This is a genomic window from Micromonospora sp. AP08, assembly GCF_008085935.1.
Taxonomy (GTDB): domain Bacteria; phylum Actinomycetota; class Actinomycetes; order Mycobacteriales; family Micromonosporaceae; genus Micromonospora; species Micromonospora chersina.
Map to the genome: position 1 here is coordinate 397,464 of NZ_VSEZ01000001.1, position 17,954 is coordinate 415,417.

At 74.3% G+C, this 17,954-nt stretch carries 16 protein-coding genes and 1 pseudogene; 15 read left to right on the plus strand and 2 right to left on the minus strand.

Features of this window, described 5'->3' with window-relative positions; all coding sequences use genetic code 11:
• The first annotated feature begins 1 nt into the window (after nt 1).
• From FXF50_RS01785 to FXF50_RS01830, 11 genes and pseudogenes are all read left to right on the plus strand, one after another.
• Nucleotides 2–364, plus strand: coding sequence for a TcmI family type II polyketide cyclase (locus FXF50_RS01785; RefSeq protein WP_148425422.1), 363 nt, complete (start codon nt 2–4; stop codon nt 362–364).
• On the plus strand, nt 361–2,091 hold the full coding sequence (locus FXF50_RS01790) for an acetyl-CoA carboxylase carboxyltransferase subunit alpha (protein ID WP_148425423.1): 1,731 nt from the start codon (nt 361–363) through the stop codon (nt 2,089–2,091). The genes FXF50_RS01785 and FXF50_RS01790 overlap by 4 nt, the downstream gene beginning before the upstream one ends.
• The gene (gene accB / locus FXF50_RS01795; RefSeq protein ID WP_148425424.1) at nt 2,088–2,567 is read left to right on the plus strand and encodes an acetyl-CoA carboxylase biotin carboxyl carrier protein; all 480 of its coding nucleotides are present in this window, start codon (nt 2,088–2,090) and stop codon (nt 2,565–2,567) included. The genes FXF50_RS01790 and accB overlap by 4 nt, the downstream gene beginning before the upstream one ends.
• A complete protein-coding gene (locus tag FXF50_RS01800) occupies nt 2,567–4,090 on the plus strand; it encodes an acetyl/propionyl/methylcrotonyl-CoA carboxylase subunit alpha (protein WP_148425425.1) in 1,524 nt (507 codons plus the stop codon). The genes accB and FXF50_RS01800 overlap by 1 nt, the downstream gene beginning before the upstream one ends.
• Nucleotides 4,087–4,797: an SRPBCC family protein gene (locus FXF50_RS01805; protein WP_148425426.1), complete on the plus strand. Its 711-nt coding sequence runs from the start codon at nt 4,087–4,089 to the stop codon at nt 4,795–4,797. Before FXF50_RS01800 ends, FXF50_RS01805 begins: the two co-directional genes overlap by 4 nt.
• Nucleotides 4,794–5,201, plus strand: coding sequence for a cupin domain-containing protein (locus tag FXF50_RS01810; protein ID WP_091305838.1), 408 nt, complete (start codon nt 4,794–4,796; stop codon nt 5,199–5,201). Before FXF50_RS01805 ends, FXF50_RS01810 begins: the two co-directional genes overlap by 4 nt.
• Entirely contained in the window at nt 5,198–6,466 is a 1,269-nt protein-coding gene (locus FXF50_RS01815) for a beta-ketoacyl synthase (protein WP_148425427.1), read from the plus strand. Before FXF50_RS01810 ends, FXF50_RS01815 begins: the two co-directional genes overlap by 4 nt.
• On the plus strand, nt 6,463–7,710 hold the full coding sequence (locus FXF50_RS01820; RefSeq protein WP_148425428.1) for a beta-ketoacyl synthase N-terminal-like domain-containing protein: 1,248 nt from the start codon (nt 6,463–6,465) through the stop codon (nt 7,708–7,710). Before FXF50_RS01815 ends, FXF50_RS01820 begins: the two co-directional genes overlap by 4 nt.
• Nucleotides 7,711–7,997: 287 nt before the next feature.
• Nucleotides 7,998–8,171, plus strand: a complete 174-nt coding sequence (locus tag FXF50_RS29145; RefSeq protein ID WP_222865983.1) for a hypothetical protein — start codon at nt 7,998–8,000, stop codon at nt 8,169–8,171.
• Nucleotides 8,172–8,296: 125 nt separating this feature from the next.
• Nucleotides 8,297–8,743 (plus strand): annotated as a pseudogene (locus tag FXF50_RS01825) (alpha/beta hydrolase fold domain-containing protein); the annotation flags it as partial.
• Between the two features lie 73 nt (nt 8,744–8,816).
• A complete protein-coding gene (locus FXF50_RS01830; protein WP_187399472.1) occupies nt 8,817–9,896 on the plus strand; it encodes an alpha-hydroxy acid oxidase in 1,080 nt (359 codons plus the stop codon).
• 45 nt (nt 9,897–9,941) lie between these two features.
• Here FXF50_RS01830 and FXF50_RS01835 read toward each other — a convergent pair whose 3' ends face one another.
• Together FXF50_RS01835 and FXF50_RS01840 are read right to left on the minus strand one after the other, a co-directional pair.
• Nucleotides 9,942–10,991, minus strand: a complete 1,050-nt coding sequence (locus FXF50_RS01835) for a LacI family DNA-binding transcriptional regulator (protein WP_148425429.1) — start codon at nt 10,989–10,991, stop codon at nt 9,942–9,944.
• A gap of 89 nt (nt 10,992–11,080) precedes the next feature.
• Nucleotides 11,081–13,627: a GH32 C-terminal domain-containing protein gene (locus FXF50_RS01840; RefSeq protein ID WP_148425430.1), complete on the minus strand. Its 2,547-nt coding sequence runs from the start codon at nt 13,625–13,627 to the stop codon at nt 11,081–11,083.
• Nucleotides 13,628–13,858: 231 nt separating this feature from the next.
• Between FXF50_RS01840 and FXF50_RS01845 the strand changes: the two genes are divergently transcribed.
• From FXF50_RS01845 to FXF50_RS01860, 4 genes are all read left to right on the plus strand, one after another.
• On the plus strand, nt 13,859–14,938 hold the full coding sequence (locus FXF50_RS01845; protein ID WP_148425431.1) for a substrate-binding domain-containing protein: 1,080 nt from the start codon (nt 13,859–13,861) through the stop codon (nt 14,936–14,938).
• A 97-nt stretch (nt 14,939–15,035) separates the two neighbouring features.
• Nucleotides 15,036–16,064 (plus strand): ABC transporter permease, encoded by a 1,029-nt coding sequence (locus FXF50_RS01850; protein ID WP_148425432.1) that lies wholly within the window; start codon nt 15,036–15,038, stop codon nt 16,062–16,064.
• Nucleotides 16,061–16,903, plus strand: a complete 843-nt coding sequence (locus FXF50_RS01855; RefSeq protein ID WP_187399473.1) for an ATP-binding cassette domain-containing protein — start codon at nt 16,061–16,063, stop codon at nt 16,901–16,903. The genes FXF50_RS01850 and FXF50_RS01855 overlap by 4 nt, the downstream gene beginning before the upstream one ends.
• Nucleotides 16,904–16,951: 48 nt before the next feature.
• Nucleotides 16,952–17,887 carry a carbohydrate kinase gene (locus FXF50_RS01860; RefSeq protein ID WP_148425433.1) on the plus strand — a complete coding sequence of 312 codons (936 nt, stop codon included), beginning with the start codon at nt 16,952–16,954 and terminating at the stop codon, nt 17,885–17,887.
• Nucleotides 17,888–17,954 lie beyond the last annotated feature (67 nt).

Sequence of the window (17,954 nt, forward strand, 5' to 3'; positions counted from 1 at the left end):
AATGGACCGCTCGCTCATCGTCGCCAAGGTGGTGCCCACCGCCGAGGATCGGGTCGCCGAGATCTTCGCCGAGTCCGACGCCACCGAACTGCCCGGCCTGGTCGGCGTCCGGCACCGCTCGCTCTACCGGCTGCACGATCTCTACGTCCATCTCCTGGAGACCGAGGAGCCGGCTCAGGGCGCGGTGGAGGAGGCGCGCGGCCATCCCGAGTTCGTCCGGGTCAGCGAGCGGCTGCGCCCGTACATCTCGCCGTACCTGCCGACCTGGCGCTCGCCCCGCGACGCCATGGCCCACTGCTTCTACCGGTACGACGCCCCGGGCCGGCAGTCCCACCCGTACGACGCGACCGGGCGGCGGTCGTGACCACCACCGCGCCCCGGGACGAGCAGCTCTGGGCCCGCTGCGACGGGTGCGCCTCGCTGCTCTACCGCAAACGCCTGCGGCGCAACCTCGACGTCTGCCCGGAGTGCGGGTCCCACGCCCGTCTCGACGCGCCGGACCGGGTGGCCCAGCTGGTCGACCCGGACTCGTTCACCCCGCTGCCCGAGCAGGCGGTACGGGTCGACCCGATCGGGTTCGTCGACGCGCTGCCCTACCCGCACCGGCTCGGCGCGGCCCGCACGGGCACCGGCCTGGACGAGGCGGTGGTCTGCGGGACCGCCCGGGTCGGCGGCCACCCGGTCGCCCTGGCGGTGATGGACTTCCGCTTCCTCGGCGGCAGCCTCGGCTGCGCGGTCGGCGAGCTCATCACCCGGACCGCCGAGCGGGCGCTGGCCGACGCCGTGCCGCTGGTGCTGGTCACCGCCTCCGGCGGGGCGCGGATGCAGGAGGGCGCGCTGTCGCTCATGCAGATGGCCACGGTCAGCCAGGCCGTCGCCGGGCTGCGCGAGGCGGGACTGCTCACGGTCAGCGTCATCACCGACCCGACGTACGGCGGGGTGGCCGCGTCCTTCGCCACCAACACCGACGTGGTGCTCGCCGAGAGCGGCGCCCGGCTGGGCTTCGCCGGCCCCCGGGTGATCCGCCAGGTCACCGGCGCCACGCTGCCGGAGGGCTTCCAGACCGCGGAGTTCCTGCTCCGGCACGGCCAGGTCGACCTCGTGGTGCCCCGGCACGCGCTGCGCGGCCGGCTGACCGCGCTGCTCGCCGCCGCCGAGGCCGGCCGCCGGGTGCCCGTACCCCGGCAGGAGCCGGCGCCGCGACCGGCCGCCACGCCCGCCGTGACCGGCCCGGCCCGCGACGCCTGGGAGACGGTACGCACGGCCCGGCACCCCGGTCGGCCCACCACCCTCGACTACCTGGAGACCGCCTTCGACGGCTTCGTGGAGCTGCACGGCGACCGGCTCGGCGCGGACTGCCCGGCGATCGTCGGCGGGGTGGCCCGGCTGGACGGCCGGCCCGTCATGGTGATCGGCCACCAGAAGGGACACACCACGGCGGAGCTGGTGGCCCGCAACTTCGGCATGGCCAGCCCGGCCGGGCACCGCAAGGCGCTGCGGCTGATGCGCCTCGCGGCCCGGCTCCACCTGCCGGTGGTGACCCTGGTGGACACGCCGGGCGCCGACCCGGGCGTGGACGCCGAGCAGCAGGGCCAGGCCGCCGCGATCGCGGAGAACATCCTCGCGTTGAGCGTGCTGCCCACGCCGGTCGTCGCGGTGGTCACCGGCGAGGGCGGCAGCGGTGGCGCGCTCGCCCTCGCGGTCGCCGACCGGGTGCTGATGCTGGAGCACGCCGTCTACTCGGTGATCAGCCCGGAGGGCTGCGCCGCGATCCTCTGGCCGGACAGCTCGGCCGCCCCGCAGGCCGCCCGGGCGCTCCGGCTCACCGCCGCCGACCTGTGCCGGCTCGGGGTGGTCGACGAGGTGGTGCCCGAGCCGCGGCCCGCCGCCCACGGCGACCCGGCTGCCGCGGCCGAGCTGCTGGGGCGGGCCGTGACCGCGAACCTCGCCCCGCTGCTGGCCGTGCCGCCGGCCACCCTGGTCCGCCGCCGTCGGCAGCGGTTCCGCCGCTTCGGCGCGGCCCGGGTCGTGGACGGGACCGAGCCGCGCGACGTCATCCGGAACGGCACGCGGACGGAGGTGGCGCCATGAGTGGGGACGCCGGGCCCGAGGAGGTGCTGGACGGGCTGAGCCGGCACGCCCGCAAGCTGGTGGCCGAGCTGGCCGGCCCGGTCCGCCGGGTACGGCTGCGCAGCGGCGAGACCGTGCTGGAGGTGGAGTGGCACGGCCCGGCCCGGCCGGCGCCGGCGCCGCGTGCCGAGGTGGACCCGGTCCCCGCGCCGCGGGTGGAGGCGGCGGCGCCCGTGGCGGACCGGCCGGCGGTGCGGGCGCCCGTGGTGGGCACCTTCTACCGGTCGCCCGAGCCCGGCGCCGCGCCGTTCGTGGCGATCGGCGACGTGGTCCGGCCCGGCCAGGTGGTCGGCATCGTCGAGGCCATGAAGTTGATGAACGAGGTGACCGCCGGCCAGGCCGGACGGGTGGTCGAGGTGCTGGTGGAGGACGGCAAGCCCGTCGAGTACGACCAGCCGCTGATCGCCCTGGAACCGCTCACCGGACGGGACGGCTGATGTTCGACAAGCTGCTGATCGCCAACCGCGGCGAGATCGCGCTGCGCGTGCTGCGCGCCTGCCGGGAACTGGGTGTCCGGACGGTGGTGGTGCACTCCAGCGCCGACGCCGACTCGCTGCCGGTGCGGCTGGCCGACGAGACCGTCCGGATCGGACCGGCGTCCAGCCGGCAGAGCTACCTGAACGCCGCCGCGATCGTCGAGGCGGCCCGGCAGACCGGCGCCCAGGCCGTGCACCCCGGCTACGGCTTCCTCTCCGAGGACGCCGACTTCGCCGAGATCTGCGCGGAGAACGGGCTCACCTTCGTCGGCCCGCCGCCGCAGGTGATGGCCGCCCTCGCCGACAAGTCGACCGCGCGGGCGCTGATGAGCCGGGCCGGCCTGCCGCTGCCGCCGGGCAGCGTACGGACCCTGCCGACCGCCGCCGAGGCCCTGGAGGTGGCCGCCGAGGTCGGCTACCCGGTGATCGTCAAGGCGGCCGCCGGCGGGGGCGGGCGCGGGATGGCGGTGGTCCGCTCGGCCGCCGAGCTGCCCCGCGCGTACGCCCGCACCCGCGCCGCCGCCCAGGTCGCCTTCGGCGACGACCGGGTGTACGTCGAGCGCTACCTGGCCGACGCCCGGCACGTCGAGGTGCAGGTGCTCTGCGACAACCACGGCAACGGCATCCACCTGGGCACCCGGGACTGCTCGGTGCAGCGCCGGCACCAGAAGCTCGTCGAGGAGGCCCCCGCCCCGGCGCTGCGGCAGGCCACCCTGGACACCCTCGCGGAGACCGCCCTGCGCGGCGCCCTGTCGGTCGGCTTCACCGGCGCCGGCACCGTCGAGTTCCTCGTGGACGAGGCCGAGCGCTGCCACTTCCTGGAGATCAACTGCCGGATCCAGGTGGAGCACCCGGTGACCGAGCTGGTCACCGGCATCGACCTGGTCCACGAGCAGCTGCACGTGGCCGCCGGCACCCCGCTGCGCTGGCGACAGGGGGACGTCCGGCTGCGCGGGGTGGCGGTCGAGTGCCGGGTCAACGTGGAGGACCCGGACCGCGACTTCGCCCCGGCCCCCGGCCGGCTGGACCGCTTCCGGCCGCCCGGCGGCCCGTTCACCCGGGTCGACACCCACGGCCACGTCGGCTACCTGGTCAGCCCGCACTACGACTCGCTGCTGGCCAAGGTGGCGGTCTGGGCGCCGGACCGGGACGGCGCGCTGGACCGGCTCGACCGGGCGCTCGGCGAGTTCGACGTGGCCGGCCCGGGCGTGCGCACCACCATCCCGTTCGCCCGCCGGGTGCTGCGCGACGCCGCCTTCCGCGCCGGGCGGCACACCACCGCCCTGGTCGACCGCCTGCTCAACCCACCCGCCGCCGGCGCCCCTCCCGCCGTCGACGCCCCGCCGGCCGCCGCTGCCGTCCCGGCCGCCGAGCCCACCGTGCCCGCCCCCGTGCCCGACATCCGAGCCGACGCCGACCCGGCCGGCCGTACCCCCGTCACCGCCGTGCCCGCCGCCGGCCCGAACGCCTGGAGGAACCCATGACCGTCGCCCCCGACCGCCCGCTCGCCAACGAGATCACCGACATCCTGGTGACCCACTGCGGCCTGGACGCCGACGCGGCCGCCCGCACCCCGGCCGCCAGCCTCGAGGAGCTGGGCATGGACTCGCTGGCACTGCTCGAACTCTCCGCGGTCGTGGCCGACCGGTGGCGGGTGAAGATCCCCGAGCAGGCCGGGCAGCTCAGCATCGCCGGGGTCGCCGACCTGGTGGCCCGCAAGACCGACCCGCCGCCCGGGCACACCGAGAACGCCGTCGACATCGCCGCCCCGCTGCCGCTGGTCTGGGAGATCACCAACGACGTCGCCCGGTGGACGGAGCTGTTCACCGAGTACGCGGTGGTCGAGATCCTGCACTCCGACGGCGACACGGTCCGGTTCCGGCTCACCATGCACCCCGACGAGAACGGCACCTCGTGGAGCTGGGTCAGCGAACGCACCGCCGACCCGGCCACCCGCGAGGTACACGCCCGGCGGGTGGAGACCGGCCCGTTCGAGTACATGCGCATCTACTGGCGCTACGACGAGATCCCCGGCGGCACCCGGATGACCTGGGTGCAGGACTTCGCCATGAAGCCCACGGCGCCGGTCGACAACGCCGGCATGACCGAGCGGATCAACACCAACAGCAAGATCCAGCTCGCCGTCATCAAGGAGAAGATCGAGCGGGCGCACGCGGGAGGCACGCGATGACCGACACCGGTACCGCACGCGTCTCCGTCCACGACGTCACCGCCGACCGCCGGCGCGGCGGCGAGCTGCGCGTGCTGCTCGGCCCGAAGACCGTCGGCAGCACCTCGGGCTTCATGGGGGTGGCCACCCTCGCGCCGGGGGAGCGGATCGCCGAGCACTACCACCCCTACAGCGAGGAGTTCCTCTACGTCGCCCGCGGCGCCATCACCGTGGACCTGGACGACCGGCCCGTTCCGGTCGCGGCCGGGGAGGCGCTCTTCGTGCCCCGGCACGTACGCCACCGGCTGCGCAACACCGGCGACGAGCCGGCCGAGGTGGTCTTCCACCTCGGACCGCTCGCCCCCCGCCCGGAACTCGGCCACGTCGACACCGAGGGCGCCCCACCACCCCGGAAACCGTCGTGACCGGCCGGCGCACCGTGGTCACCGGCGTCGGCGTCGTCGCCCCCGGCGGCGCCACCCGGGACCGGTTCTGGAAGACCATCACCGAGGGGCGCACCGCCACCCGGCGGATCAGCTTCTTCGACCCGTCGCCGTTCCGCTCGCAGATCGCCGCCGAGTGCGACTTCGACCCCGACGCCGCGGGCATCACCCTCGCCGAGCGGCAGCGCGCCGACCGGTACGTGCAGTTCGCCCTCGCCTGCTCCGCCGAGGCGCTCGCCGACAGCGGCCTCACCCTCTCCGACGCCGAGCGGGAACGCGCCGGCGTCGTGCTCGGCACCGCGGTCGGCGGCACCATGGCGCTGGAGAAGGAGTACGTCCGGGTCAGCGACTCCGGCCGGCACTGGCTGGTCGACCACACCCTCGGCGGGCCGTACCTGTACCAGGCGCTGATCCCCAGCAGCCTGGCCGCCGACGTGGCCTGCCGGCACGGCCTGCACGGCCCGGCCCAGGTGGTCTCCACCGGCTGCACCTCCGGCATCGACGCCATCGGCTACGCCCACCAGCTCGTCGCCGACGGTGAGGCCGATGTCGTGCTGGCCGGGGCGGCCGACTCGCCGATCTCCCCGGTCACCGTCGCCTCGTTCGACGCCATCGGCGCGACCAGCCCCGACAACGACGACCCGGAGCACGCCTCCCGGCCGTTCGACGCCGACCGGCACGGCTTCGTCCTGGCCGAGGGCGCGGCCGTGCTGGTGCTGGAGGAGGCCGAGCACGCCCGCCGCCGGGGCGCGCACGTCTACTGCGAGGTGGCCGGCTACGCCAGCCGCAGCAACGGCTTCCACATGACCGGGCTGCGCCCCGACGGCGCGGAGATGGCCGTGGCGATCACCGACGCGCTGCGCCAGGCCCGGCTCGCCCCGTCCGCCGTGTCGTACGTCAGCGCGCACGGCTCCGGCACCCGGCAGAACGACCGGCACGAGACCGCCGCGTTCAAGCGGGCGCTGGGCGCGACGGCGTACCGGGTGCCGATCAGCTCGATCAAGTCGATGGTCGGGCACTCGCTCGGCGCGATCGGCTCGATCGAGATGGCCGCCTGCGCGCTGGCCATCGAGTACGGCGTGGTCCCGCCCACCGCCAACTGGACGACCCGGGACCCCGAGTGCGACCTGGACTACGTGCCCAACGAGGCCCGGGAAGTGCCCGTCGACGTGGCGTTGTCGGTGGGCAGCGGCTTCGGCGGCTTCCAGTCCGCGATGATCTTCCGACGGCTGGCGGTACACCCGTGACCGCCCGGGCCGTGGTGACCGGGATCGGCGTGGTGGCGCCCACCGGCGTCGGCGCCGACGCGCACTGGGACGCGGTGCTCGCCGGCACCCGGCGCACCGGGCCGATCAACCTGTTCGACCCGGCCGGCTACCCGACCCGGATCGCCGGGGAGGTGCCCGACTTCGACCCGGCCGGGTTCACCGACACCCGGCAGCGGGTGCAGACCGACCGGTGGACGCACCTCGGCTTCGCCGCCACCCGGCTGGCGCTGGCCGACGCGGGCCTGCCCGAGGAGGCTCCCGACCCGTACCAGTGGGCGGTCACCCTGGCCAGTTCCTCCGGCGGGAACCTGTTCGGGCAGCGGGAGCTGCAACGGCTCTGGGGCGGGCCGAGCCGGACCGTCGGGGCGTACCAGTCGATCGCCTGGTTCTACGCGGCCAGCGTCGGGCAGCTCTCCATCCGGCACCAGCTCAAGGGACCCTGCGGGGTGACCGTCTCCGAGTCGGCCGGCGGGCTGGACAGCCTCGCCCACGCGGTGCGGACCATCCGCCGCGGCACGCCGCTCGTGGTGGCCGGGGCGACCGAGTGCCCGCTCAGCCCGTATGCGCTGGCCTGCCAGCTGCGCTCCGGGCTGCTCAGCGACGTCGCCGACCCGGAGTTGGCGTACCGGCCGTTCGACGCCGCCGCGGGCGGGTACGTGCCGGCCGAGGGCGGCGCCGTCTTCGTGGTGGAGGAGTTGGGGCACGCGCTGGCCCGGGGCGCCCGGATCTACGGGGAGATCACCGGCTGGGCGGCCACCCACGACGCCGCCCCGACCGACCCGGAGGCCGGCCCGGACCCGACCCACTACGCCCGGGCGCTGCGGCTGGCCCTGGACCGGGCCGCGGTCCGCCCGCACGACGTGGACGTCATCTGGCCGGACGCGCTCGGCGTGCCCGCGTACGACCGCGCCGAGGCGGCCGCCCTGCGCGCGGTCTTCGGCGTCACGACCCCGCCGGTGACCACCCAGAAGCCGCTGACCGGCCGCGCCCATCAGGGCGGTTCGGCGCTGGACGCGGCAACCGCGCTGCTCGCCTTCCACCACGGCCTGCTGCCCGCCTCGGCCGGCCCGGAGGAGCCCGCGGCCGGCTGCGAGCTGACGTTCCTGCGCCACCCGCGCCCGCCGCGCAGCCGGATCGCCCTGGTCGGGGCGCGTGGCTTCGACGGCTTCAACAGCGCGGTGGTGCTGCGCGGCGCCGCCCCGCCTCCGGCGTCCGGGACCTGATCTCGCGCGTGCTCCGCCGCCCGGGCAGCATCCGGTGGCCGGCGGGATACCGAGCCGGCGTGCGGCCGATCCTGCCTGTCCGATCGAGCCTGAGCAATCCGCCCAGCCGCTCTTCCTGATCTAGCCATTTGCATGTAGCAATGCATGGAACGGCTGTCGTACTGTTCCGTCAGCACCCCGGAGAACGCACCTGTCGGGCGGATTTCGCCCACTTCGAGGCTGGACGGTGGGCGATCGTGACAGCACATCCTATGGCGGCAGATCCTCCGTCGACAGACGCGAGTTGGGTGGACGACATGCTGTTCACCGGGCACGCCGCCGGTGCTTCTCTGCGCCTGCCCGAGCCGGTCGACATGGGCACCCAGCGCCGGCTCGGCCCGCAGGTGGTGGTGGCCCCGGTGCGCACCGGCGGCGGCGCGCTGCGCATCTTCGTCGACGTCACCGCCGGCCTCTCCTCGTGACTGGCCCGCTGTTCGAGGACGACCGCGACCGGTCCGGCCGCCCCGACGACCGCCACGGCGAGCACCAGGCCCCCTTCGCCGGCCGGATGGCCGACCCGTACCCCCGGACAGCCGGGGACCGCGCCGCCCAGCTCCCGGTCCACCCGAACACCGACCAGCGGCCCGGCCGTGGGTCCACCGGCGCGGAGGACCCGCTGCTGTTCAACGGGCACTCGGTCGAGTGGTACCGGCGGCACTACCTGGCCGACCCCGGCGACGCCGCCCACGCGCTCGCCTCGCCGCTGCTCGCCGAGGGCCTCGCCGGCCTGCCCCCGGCGCTGGTCATCACCGCCGAGCACGACCCGCTGCGCGACGAGGGCGAGCGGTACGCCGAGCGGCTGGCCGAGGCCGGCGTGCCCACCGAGGCCACCCGGTACGACGACATGGTTCACGGCTTCTTCGCCATGCCGGGCGTGTTCAACGCCGGACGGCGGGCCCAGGAGCAGGCGTCGGCCTTCCTGCGGGCACGGTTCGGCCTCTCCCCGGCCGGCGCCACGACCGGCACGGCGGCGGGCGGACCGGACCGTGGCTGACCTTCGGACGGCTGCGACGCCGGTGGGTCCGGCGGCGGGGCGGGCACTCGGTGAGCCCGGGGATCGCGCGTTCGTGCCGCCGGCGAGCCTGGCCGACTTCGCGGAGCTGGCCCGGGCCGCGCTACCCGCCGACGTGTGGGACTTCGTGGCCGGCGGCAGCGGCACCGAGACCACCCTCGCCGCGAACCGGGCGGCCCTGGACGGGGTGGCGGTGCTGCCCCGGATGCTGGCCGGGGTGGACACCCCGTCCACCGAGGCGGCCCTGCCCGGCGGCCGGTTCGCCCTGCCGGTGGCGGTCGCGCCCATGGCGTACCAGAAACTGCTGCACCCCGACGGCGAGGTGGGGCTCGCGGCGGCGGCTCGCGCGGCCGGCGTGCCCTACGTGACGAGCACCCTGGCCAGCACACCCGTCGAGGAGGTCGCCGCGGTCGGTGGCACGGTCTGGTTCCAGCTCTACTGGCTGCGCGACCGGGGCATGGTGGCCGACCTGCTGGACCGGGCGCTCGGCGCGGGCTGCGCGGGGCTGATGGTCACCGTCGACGTGCCGGTGCTCGGCCGGCGGCTGCGCGACGTGCGCAACGGCTTCGCGCTGCCGCCGCACGTCACCGCCGCGAACCTGCCCGGCGGTCGGAACGACCTGGCCCACCAGGGCACGCCCGGGGTGTCCGCGGTGGCCGCGCACACCGGCGCGGTCTTCGCCCCCGCGCTGAGCTGGGCGGACCTGGCCTGGCTGCGGGAGCGTACCCCCGTGCCGTTGCTCGTGAAAGGCATCCTGGACCCGCGCGACGCGGTCCGCGCGGCGGAGGTCGGCGTGGACGCGGTGGTGGTCTCCAACCACGGCGGACGGCAGCTCGACGGCGCTCCGGGCAGCGCCGCCGTGCTGCCCGAGGTGGTCGCCGCGGTGGGGGAGCGCTGCGCGGTGCTGCTGGACAGCGGCGTGCGCGGCGGCACCGACGTGCTGCGCGCGCTCGCCCTCGGCGCCGCCGGCGTGCTGGTGGGCCGGCCGCTGCTCTGGGCCCTCGCGGCCGGCGGGCGGGCCGGCGCCGACGCGGCCCTGGCGCTGCTCGCCGCCGAGTTGCGCGACGCGTTCATCCTCAGCGGCTGCGCCGACCCGGCGGCGGCCCGCGAGTTGCGCACCCTGACCGGAGGCTGACGTGGAGCCCGTGGACCCCGGCCGCAGCGTCGGTGAGCACCGCCGTCAGCGCGCGTGCGGCCCCCTGATCTCGCCGGATCCGCGCACCACCAGCCGGGTGGCGACCGGGTGGATGGTGGGTCGCCACTGATCTCCGTCCAGCCGCCGGAAGATCAGCGAGGCGGCCACCCGCCCCATCTCTGCCGGGTCCTGGGCGACCACCGTGACCGCCGGCTGGAGGAGGTCGGCCAGGGGGAAGTCGTCGAAGCCGACGAGGGCCACCTCGTGCTGCCGGCCGAGTTCCTGCAGGGCGCGGATGGCGCCGATGGTGACCAGGTTCTGGGAGGTGAACAGCGCCGTCGGGGCCGGGTCGTCGCGCAGCAGCCGGCGGACCGCCTCCGCCGAGTCGCGCTCGGTGTGCAGGTCGTGGACCATGGTGGCCGGCCGGATGCCGTGCTCGCTCAGCGCCTCCTTGAAGCCCTGCGCGCGCTGCCGGGCCGTCGCGATGGTCCGCAGGTCGCCCAGGTACGCGATGTCCCGGTGGCCGTGGGCGACGAGGTGGTGCACCGCGGTGGCGGCGCCGTGGTGATTGTCGGACAGCACGGCGTCGACCGCCAGGCCGACCGGCGGCCGGTCCACGAACACCACCGGGGTGCCGGCCGCGACCTCCCCGGCCAGGTAGCTCTGGTCGTCGGTGGCGGGCACCACGACCAGGGCGTCGGCCTGCCGCATCGTGAAGGCGTGCACCAGGTCCCGCTCCCGTTCCGGGCTCTCGTCCACGCTGCCGGCGAAGATGAGCACGCCCCGGTCCCGGGCGGCGTCCTCGAGGGCCCGGTGCAGGGCGGCGGAGAAGGGGTTGGCCAGATCCTCCAGGACCGCGGCGATGGCCGCGCTGCGGCCGCTGGACCGCCGCAGGCTGCTCGCGGTGAAGTTCGGCCGGTAGTCGAGCTGGGCGATCGCCCGGCGTACCGCCGCGAGCTTCGGCGCGGAGACCCCCGCCTCTCCGTTGACCACCCGCGAGACCGTCTTGGTGCTGACCCCGGCCAGCAGCGCGACGTCTCGGAGCGTGGGCCGGGCCTTGACGCCGGCCGGCGGGGCGGAGGCGGCAGCGTGCATGGGCGCTCCTACCGGAAGGGAGTGCGTGCGGTGGCGGGTGGGGCCAGGGCGAAACGACTAGCCCCACCCGCCGTTGATCGTCTGCCAGGTTAGCGCCACACCGACCGCAACGGTCGGACCGTGAGCGAGCGCACCACCACGGCGCCGCCCTCGGCGAACAGGCCGGTCCCGTCGCTCGTGGGCGCGGGGAAGATCTGGTCCGTCACGGTGGTCTGCCCGGCGCCGCCGAACACCTCGACGGAGGAACGATCCACGTACACCGTCATCCGTACCCGGTTGCCGTCCACGGACAGGGGGCCGGAGTGCACGGCGGGGAAGGGCGGGGCGGCCTGCTGGCCGGAGCGCGTCCGGTCGACGAAGAGGCGGCCGGCCCCCGCCTCGTATCCGACCAGCGTCCGTTCGTCGCCACCGGCGCGTACCTGGAGGCCGAACCGGCGGGCGTCGCGGAGCTCGAACTCCGCCCGGATCTCCAGCACCGTGCCGTCCGCCGCCGCCGGCAGGTCGCGCACCCCTGCCGGGACCGTGGTGTCCCGCAGGGTGTACGCCGGGCCGTCGCCCCGCAGCGAGGTGAGCTGGGCGGTCGGCGACTGGACCAGGCGGACCCGGCCGTCGATCGTGCGCAGGGCGAGTTCCCGGGGCAGGGCCATCGCCCCGCGCCAGGGCGCGGTCGGGACACTGCCGGCGTACTGCCAGTTGTTCAGCCAGCCGATCGCGACCCGCCGCCCGCCCGGGGCGTTGTTGTACGTGACCGCGGCGTAGTAGTCCGCTCCGTGGTCGAGCCAGTCGTAGCGGTCCAGCTCACGGGGCGCCGGCCGGTCGGCGAACATCACGTGGTCGACGAGGATGTGCCCCCAGCCGCCCGAGTTGAAGTCGTTGACCTCCAGGTGGGCCCGCTTCCCGGTGAGGTCGCGGACGTCCCAGGCCACCCAGTCGAGGCGCTCGCTGTCCGCGCCGGTCGCGGTCCGGACCACCTGGCCGTCCACGACCAGGTTCACCGCGGTCTCCACCGCGCGGGGCAGGACGGGCTCGTCGCTGGCGACGAGCTGGTCCACCAGCAGGTGGCCCCAGCCGCCGGTGTTCTCGTCCACGATCCGCAGCTGGGCGCTGCGGCCACGGAACTCGGTCACGTCCCAGTCGCGCCAGTTCATGAAGCCGGAGAAGTTGCCGGTGGCGGTGCGCACCACCCGGCCGTCCACCAGCAGCTCGACCACCGTCCGCTCGGTGCCGTCGTCGAGGTGCCCCCCGGCCCCGACGAGCAGGCCGAGGTGGTCGCGGTCGACGGTGAAGGCGGGCGAGGTCAGCGTGCCGGTCGTCGAGTCGGCCTCGAAGAAGGTGGTGAGCAGCTTGTCGCCGACGTGGCCGCGTTCCCACCGGGCCGGGCCCACCACCGGCGCGCGGTCGCGCAGGCCGCCGGTCGCCGTCCAGCCCGCCTGCTCGTACGTCCGGCCGTCGGGCAGCTCGAAGTCGATCACCCGCTCGGCGCCGGCCGGCACGAAGTCTGTCGTCGTGTCCGGCAGGTGCGGGTGCGCGCCCCCGCCGACGAGCAGGTTGAGATATCCCCGGTCGATGGTGAAGTCGGGGGAGACGAGCCGGCCGCGGGGGGCGTCGAAGCCGAGGAAGGTGTTCACCAGCGCCCCGCCCCGGAAACCGCTGACCTGCTGCTGGCCCGGCACCGTGCCCGGGTACGGGGCGCCGCCGAACGGCCCCGGCCCCAGCACGGGGTCGTTCTCCACCGTCCAGCCGGCGTAACCGTCCTCGAAGTCGGCGAAGAGCGTCCCGGCCGGCGGCTCCGCCTGGCCGGTCACCACGTTGTCAGCGGCGAAGGTGGTGCCGTCCCAGTCGCCGACGAAGTACTGCGCGCCCGAACCGCCGGCGACCGCGCCGGGGTTGAGGTTGACGATCAGCACCCACTTCGGGTGCTCCGGGTCGCCGTCGACGGGCAGCTCGAACAGGTCCGGCACCTCCCACACACCACCGACCGCGTTGGCCGGGCCGAAGTCGCTCAGATGGGTCCACGACCGCAGGTCGGCCGAGCCGTAGAAGCTCACCTTGTGCTCGGTGGCCCGGACCACCGCCATGGTCCAGCGACCGGACGTGGTGTCCCAGAAGACCTTGGGATCGCGGAACTCCCGCGAACCCAGGTCCAGCACCGGGTTTCCGCCGTATCTGGTCCAGGTGCGACCCCGGTCGGTGCTGTACGCCAGCGACTGGGCCTGGATTCCGGTGGCCGGGTACCAGCTGGTGTAGACGGCGACCAGCGCCGGCGCGCCGGGTCGGCCGAAGCCGGAGGTGTTCCGCTCGTCGACCACCACCGACCCGGAGAAGATGTGCTCGTCGGCCGAGTACGGAATGGCCAGCGGCAGCTCCTCCCAGTGCACCAGGTCCCGGCTGACCGCGTGCCCCCAGGACATGTTCCCCCACTGCGCACCCTCGGGGTTGTACTGGTAGAAGAGGTGCCACTCGCCCTGGTACCAGACGAGCCCGTTCGGATCGTTCATCCAGTTGCGTGCCGGGCTGAAGTGCAGCTGTGGCCGGTACGGCTCGTCCCTGGTCGTCGCTCCCGCGGCAGCGGCGCCCGGCGCCGCCGCCACGAGAGCCGCGGCCGCGCAGGCGGCCAACCATCGGCGGATCCTCATCCCATCCTCCGTCCATCGAGGACGCCCGGGCCGACCGGGTGGGCGTCGGGCGTGACCGTGGCGAATCGTGAGCCCGCTCTGACATCGATGTCAAGGGGGGCGTACGAGTTACGTGGCGGTTAGAGAAAACCACCGGCAAAGGCATTGACATCTCTCGGCTACTGCGCCGAAACTGCCCTGACATCGTTGTCAAATCTGCCCCGGCCCCGTGGGTGCCTGATGGGAGAAAACATGATCCAGCGCATCGCCCGCCGCCGCGCCGCTCTGCTGGCCGCCGTAGCGGCGACCGGCATGGTCGTCGCCGGCTGCGGTGACAGCTCGGGTGACGGCGGCTCCGGCGACAAGAGTGTCGCGGTAGCCCTGATCACCAAGAACTCCACGAACCCGTTCTTCGTCAGCATGCAGCAGGGCGCGAAGAAGGCCGCCGAGGCGGAGGGCGTGAAGCTCACCCTGGCCGCCGGCAAGGAGGACGGCGACGAGGCCGGCCAGGTGCAGGCCATCGAGGACGCCATCGCCCGCGGCGACGAGGGCATCCTGATCACCCCGAACGGTCCCGGCGTCAACCCGGCCATCAAGAAGGCCCGTGACGCCGGCCTCTACGTGATCGCGCTGGACACCCCGCCCGACCCGGCGAACACCGTGGACATCACCTTCGCCACCGACAACTTCACGGCCGGCGAGCTGATCGGCAAGTGGACGGCCACCCAGCTCGCCGGCAAGCCGGCCACCATCGCCCTGCTCGACCTCTTCAACGACAAGATCGTCTCCGTCGACTACAACCGGGACCAGGGCTTCCTGACCGGCATGGGCATCGACACCGGCGACAAGAAGAAGAACGGCGACGAGGCGAAGACGGGCAGCTACTCGGGCGGCAGCTACACGATCGCCTGCAACGAGCCGACCAACGGCGCCGAGGACGGCGGCCGGACGGCCATGGAGAACTGCCTGACCAAGAACCCGGACATCAACGTCGTCTACACCATCAACGAGCCGGCCGCGGTCGGCGCGCACAAGGCCCTCCAGGCGGCCGGCAAGACCCAGGGTGTCCTGGTCGTCTCGGTCGACGGCGGCTGCGACGGCGTACGGCAGGTCAAGGACGGCGTCATCGGCGCCACCTCGCAGCAGTACCCGCTGAAGATGGCCGAGCTGGGCGTCCAGGCGATCAAGAAGATCGCGAACGACGGTGAGAAGCCGAAGGTCTCCGACGGCCTTGACTTCTTCGACACCGGCGTCGCTCTGGTCACCGACAAGCCGGCCGCCGGCGTCGAGAGCATCACCAGCGCCGACGGCGCCCAGCGCTGCTGGGGCTGACCATCCCCGCCACGGTCGAGGGCCAGGGGCATCCTCCGCCCCGCGCCCTCAGCCGGGCAGTCCGTCCGCCACCGCCGAATCCGGCAGGGAGCCTCCGATGACCGCCACGACCCCACCCACCACCGCCGCCCAGCAGTTCGCGCTGCGCCGGCACACGCCACTGCGACGCGTTCAGCACCTGCTGCACGCGCACCCCGCGATCAGCCCGTTCCTCGTGCTGGTCATCTCGTTCGTCGTCTTCTCCACGCTGAACCCGCGCTTCGCGTCACCCAACTCGCTCTCGCTGGTGCTCCAGCAGGTGGCCGTGATCGGCGCGCTCGCCGTCGGGCAGACGCTGATCATCCTGACCGCCGGCATCGACCTCTCGGTCGGCGCCATCGTCATCCTGGCCATGATGCTCTCCGCGAAGATGGCCGAGGGGCAGGGACTTCCGGGCCTCCTCGCCATCGTCCTCGCCATCGCGGTCGGCGCCGCAGCGGGCGCGCTCAACGGGGCGCTGGTGACCCGCCTCAAGCTGCCGCCGTTCATCGTCACCCTCGGCACGCTGAGCGTCTTCACCGCCCTCGGGCTGCTCTACTCGAGCGGCCAGAGCGTCCAGGCCACCGACCTCCCGGCGGTGCTGAGCTGGACCGGTGAGTCGTTCCCGGTGGGTCGGTTCCGGATCACCTTCGGGGTCGTCGCGGTCCTCGTCCTCTACCTCGCGGTGGGCTACGCCCTGGCCAAGACCGCCTGGGGACGGCACGTCTACGCCGTGGGCGACGACAAGGAGGCCGCCCGGCTGGCCGGTATCCGGGTCGACCGGGTGCTGCTCAGCGTCTACCTCGTCGCCGGCGCGATCTACGGCCTCACCGCCTGGATCCTCATCGGACGCGCCGGCGCGGCCAGCCCCAACGCCATCACGGACGCCAACCTGGAGAGCATCACCGCCGTCGTCATCGGTGGCACCAGCCTCTTCGGTGGCCGGGGCGCGGTGCTGGGCACCCTGCTCGGCGCGCTGATCGTCGGCTTCTTCCGCAGCGGCCTGTCCCTCGCCGGAGTGGACGACCAGTACCGGGTACTCGCCGTCGGCCTGCTGGTGATCCTCGCCGTGGCCGTGGACCAGTGGATCAGGAAGGTGAGGTCATGACCGCCACCACCACGCCCGCCACCGCCGGCCGGTCCGGCGCCGCCGACAGCGGCCAGCGATCACCGGTGCTGTCGGCCCGGGGCCTGGTCAAGACGTTCGGCAGGGTCGTCGGGCTGGACGGGGTGGACCTCGACCTGTACCCGGGCGAGGTGCTCGCCGTGATCGGGGACAACGGCGCCGGGAAGTCCACCCTGATCAAGTGCCTGACCGGCGCGCTGACGCCGGACGCCGGGGAGATCCTTCTGGCGGGGAAGCCGGCACAGTTCAAGCGGCCGCAGGATGCCCGGGACGCCGGTATCGAGACGGTCTACCAGACCCTCGCCGTGGCGCCGGCCCTGGACATCGCCAGCAACCTTTTCCTCGGTCGGGAGAAGCGCCGGCCGGGCGTGCTCGGTTCGGTCTTCCGGATGCTCGACCACAAGGGCATGCGCCGGGAGGCCGCGCAGGCCCTGGCCGACCTGGGGATCGGCACCCTGCAGAACGTGGCGCAGGCGGTCGAGACGCTCTCCGGCGGCCAGCGTCAGGCCGTGTCGGTGGCCCGGGCCGCGGCCTTCGGCAGCAAGGTGATCGTGCTCGACGAGCCGACCGCCGCGCTCGGCGTCAAAGAGTCCAACCAGGTGCTGCGGATGATCGAGGAGGTGCGCTCCCGGGGCCTGCCGGTCATCCTCATCAGCCACAACATGCCCCATGTGTTCGAGGTGGCCGACCGCATCCACATCCAGCGGCTGGGTCGCTGCGCGGGCGTGGTGACTCCGGCCTCCCACACCATGCCGGAGGTGGTGGCCATCATGACCGGCGCGACCACCCTCGAGGAGACGCCGGGCCGGGCGGCGGACTGAACCGCCAAGCCCGTGACCGGGTGGCGCGGGCTCCAGGAAAGGAAGACTGTGATCACCGTTGTCGGCGAGAGCCTGGTGGACCTCATCGAGGATCCGTCGGGCGTGGCGGCCGCCCACCCGGGCGGCAGCCCGGCGAACGTGGCGGTGGCGTTGGGCCGCCTCGACCAGCCCGCCACCCTGCTCACCCAGCTGGGTCACGACGCGTACGGGCGGCTCCTCCGCGCCCACCTGGCCGGCAGCGGCGTACGGCTGGATCCGGCGTCGCTGTCGGACCTGCCGTCCACCAGCGTTGCCCGGACCCGGGTGGGCGCGGACGGCCAGGCCGGCTACGACTTCGACATCGACTGGCGCTCCTTCCCGCAGCGGGCCCTGACCGATGTCGGGGCCGGCAGCGACTGCCTGCACACCGGCTCGCTGGCGACCGTGCTTGCGCCCGGCGCGGACGACGTGCTGGCGCTGGTCCAGGACCGGCGGGCCACCACGATGATCAGTTACGACCCGAACTGCCGGCCGTCCCTCATGGGCGAGCCGGCGACGGTCCTGCGCCGGGTCGAGGAGTTGGTGGCGGCGAGCGACGTGGTGAAGGTCAGCCGGGAGGACCTGGCCTGGCTCCACCCGGGACGCGCGCACGAACGGGTCGGACGGGAGTGGCTCGAGCGGGGCGCCGTCCTCGTCGTGGTGACCGGCGGTGAACGGGGAGCGTGGGCGGCTACCCGACACGGCGAGGTGCGGGTCGACGCCCTGCGGGTGCGGGTGGTGGACACCGTCGGGGCAGGGGACGCCTTCACCGCCGGGCTGCTCGCCGCGCTGGCCCAGCGGGATCTGCTCGGCGCCGCCCGGCGGGCCGCCCTCGACGCCGCCGACCCGGCCACGATCGCCGGCGTGCTCCGGTACGCCGCACGAGTGGCCGCCTGGACGTGTGGGCGGAAGGGAGCCGATCCTCCCACCCGGGCCCAGCTGACCGCCCTGCCCCTCCCGGCCTGACACCCCACTGTCGTCGTTCCGCCACCACCCGTGTTCCCGGGCGCGAGGGCCACCGTTGATAATGGAC

Bases quoted from the DNA above. Each gene is read 5' to 3' on its own strand.
- FXF50_RS01785 (WP_148425422.1), top strand. From the start codon at position 2: ATGGACCGCTCGCTCATCGTCGCCAAGGTGGTGCCCACCGCCGAGGAT.
- accB (WP_148425424.1), top strand. From the start codon at position 2,088: ATGAGTGGGGACGCCGGGCCCGAGGAGGTGCTGGACGGGCTGAGCCGG.
- FXF50_RS01800 (WP_148425425.1), top strand. From the start codon at position 2,567: ATGTTCGACAAGCTGCTGATCGCCAACCGCGGCGAGATCGCGCTGCGC.
- FXF50_RS01805 (WP_148425426.1), top strand. From the start codon at position 4,087: ATGACCGTCGCCCCCGACCGCCCGCTCGCCAACGAGATCACCGACATC.
- FXF50_RS01810 (WP_091305838.1), top strand. From the start codon at position 4,794: ATGACCGACACCGGTACCGCACGCGTCTCCGTCCACGACGTCACCGCC.
- FXF50_RS01835 (WP_148425429.1), bottom strand. From the start codon at position 10,991: ATGCACGCTGCCGCCTCCGCCCCGCCGGCCGGCGTCAAGGCCCGGCCC.
- FXF50_RS01840 (WP_148425430.1), bottom strand. From the start codon at position 13,627: ATGAGGATCCGCCGATGGTTGGCCGCCTGCGCGGCCGCGGCTCTCGTG.
- FXF50_RS01845 (WP_148425431.1), top strand. From the start codon at position 13,859: ATGATCCAGCGCATCGCCCGCCGCCGCGCCGCTCTGCTGGCCGCCGTA.
- FXF50_RS01850 (WP_148425432.1), top strand. From the start codon at position 15,036: ATGACCGCCACGACCCCACCCACCACCGCCGCCCAGCAGTTCGCGCTG.
- FXF50_RS01855 (WP_187399473.1), top strand. From the start codon at position 16,061: ATGACCGCCACCACCACGCCCGCCACCGCCGGCCGGTCCGGCGCCGCC.